The organism is Flavobacterium sp. (assembly GCF_021151785.1).
Taxonomy (GTDB): domain Bacteria; phylum Bacteroidota; class Bacteroidia; order Flavobacteriales; family Flavobacteriaceae; genus Flavobacterium.
The window spans coordinates 1-1,708 of the sequence record NZ_JAGKWP010000188.1; the positions used below are offsets into that span (position 1 = coordinate 1).

At 37.3% G+C, this 1,708-nt stretch carries 1 protein-coding gene; it reads left to right on the top strand.

Going from position 1 to position 1,708, the window contains the following annotated elements:
- Positions 1 to 621: 621 nt before the first annotated feature.
- Positions 622 to 1,584, top strand: a complete 963-nt coding sequence (locus QZ824_RS11530; RefSeq protein WP_291276163.1) for a UDP-glucuronic acid decarboxylase family protein — start codon at positions 622 to 624, stop codon at positions 1,582 to 1,584.
- The last annotated feature ends 124 nt before the right edge of the window (positions 1,585 to 1,708 follow it).

Consider the following 1,708-nt stretch of genomic DNA (forward strand, 5'->3'; position numbering starts at 1 on the left):
ATTGAACTTGTAGCAAAAATAAAGCCGGACATTACGGATAGAAATTTGTAATTTTTATTAGATAATTTTTTAGCCAGAAAAATCTTATCGAATAATCTGGAAAATTAAGAAAAGGAGGGGCATTTTTCGATATCGAATCCTCGCACCAACTTGCCTTATTTCTATAAATAAAAGCATTGCAATAATTTAAATTTGTAAATATTCAACAATGCAGAAATGCAGAAGTTTAATATGCAGACAGATGCGCACTCCTTTTGCTTTAACTGGTATACAATCTAGCAAAAATTTATACATTGATGCAAGCATAAAAAAATATAAAAATCAGCGAATTGCAACACTTTTTTTCATCTATAAAAACAGCTGCAGTCCAGCGAAATATCTCTTTCCAAAAACCGGTTGTGGTAATGTACAAAGGTTATTTAAAAATTTGATTTCTTTGAATGCACTCCTGATAATCTCTAAAACAATTCAATAAAATTGATTGCTAATCCAGATAAATTATGCAGCGTAATGAGAGTCAGATCAATTTTGCGGTAAATGGATAGGTCAGTCGCCTTTGGGTAAGAAACTGGAAAATAAAGATAAATATTTGATAGATATATGGATTAGAAGGCGATATTTATGAAGGAAAAAAGGGTGTTGGTTACAGGCGGCGCAGGCTTTGTCGGGTCTCATTTATGTGAGCAGCTAATAAAGCTTGGCAATCATGTGGTATGTGTTGATGATTTGAGTACTGGCTCAAGAGCCAACATTCACCATTTAATCGGCCTACCAAATTTTGAGATGATTGTTCATGATATTACCAATCCGTTGTATATCGATATCAATGAAATTTATAATTTGGCGTGCCCGGCCTCACCAAAGCATTATCAAACAGATCCCATCAAGACAATAAAGACAAATGTTATAGGCTCAATTAATATGCTAGGCTTGGCAAAAAGAACAGGAGCCCGGATATTACAGGCGTCTACAAGTGAAATTTATGGCGATCCGCAAATCCATCCACAGCGCGAATCCTACTGGGGGAATGTGAACCCTGTTGGAATTCGATCATGTTATGACGAAGGCAAACGATGCGCTGAAACATTATTTTTCGATTACCAGCGCCAACATCAGATTGATATTAAAGTCGCCCGCATTTTTAATACATATGGACCGCATATGTGCCACGAGGACGGCAGGGTTATACCTAACTTTATAACGCAAGCGTTAAAAAATGAACCGATAACCATCTATGGTGATGGACTTCAAACCAGGTCGTTTTGTTATGTAGACGATTTAATTTCCGCACTTATAAAATTTATGGGTTTATCTGCAGGTATAGCTGCTCCAATGAATTTGGGTAACCCCATAGAACTTACAGTTCTCGAACTGGCCCATACAATTATACGGCTGACAAACTCATCCTCCACCATAAAATTTTGCTCACTACCAGTTGATGACCCCACTCAACGGCGCCCAGACATTTCGCTAGCCCAGGCACATTTGAATTGGCAGCCTAAGGTTCAACTGGAGCTTGGCCTGAAAAGAACTATCGAATATTTTAGCAGCAATTCTGATAAACAAACGCGCGTTACAGGTTAACTTTTTCCATGTTATCTTGAGGGAAAGCAATGAAGCATGCCAGTAGTAAATCAAATTTTTATTATGCTGGATCAGATGAAAAATGCGATATCCTGTTTAAACCAGTTCCTAAAGCAGGTTTGAA

Excerpts from the sequence above, each read along its gene's own strand:
- QZ824_RS11530 (WP_291276163.1), top strand. The coding sequence starts at position 622 with ATGAAGGAAAAAAGGGTGTTGGTTACAGGCGGCGCAGGCTTTGTCGGG.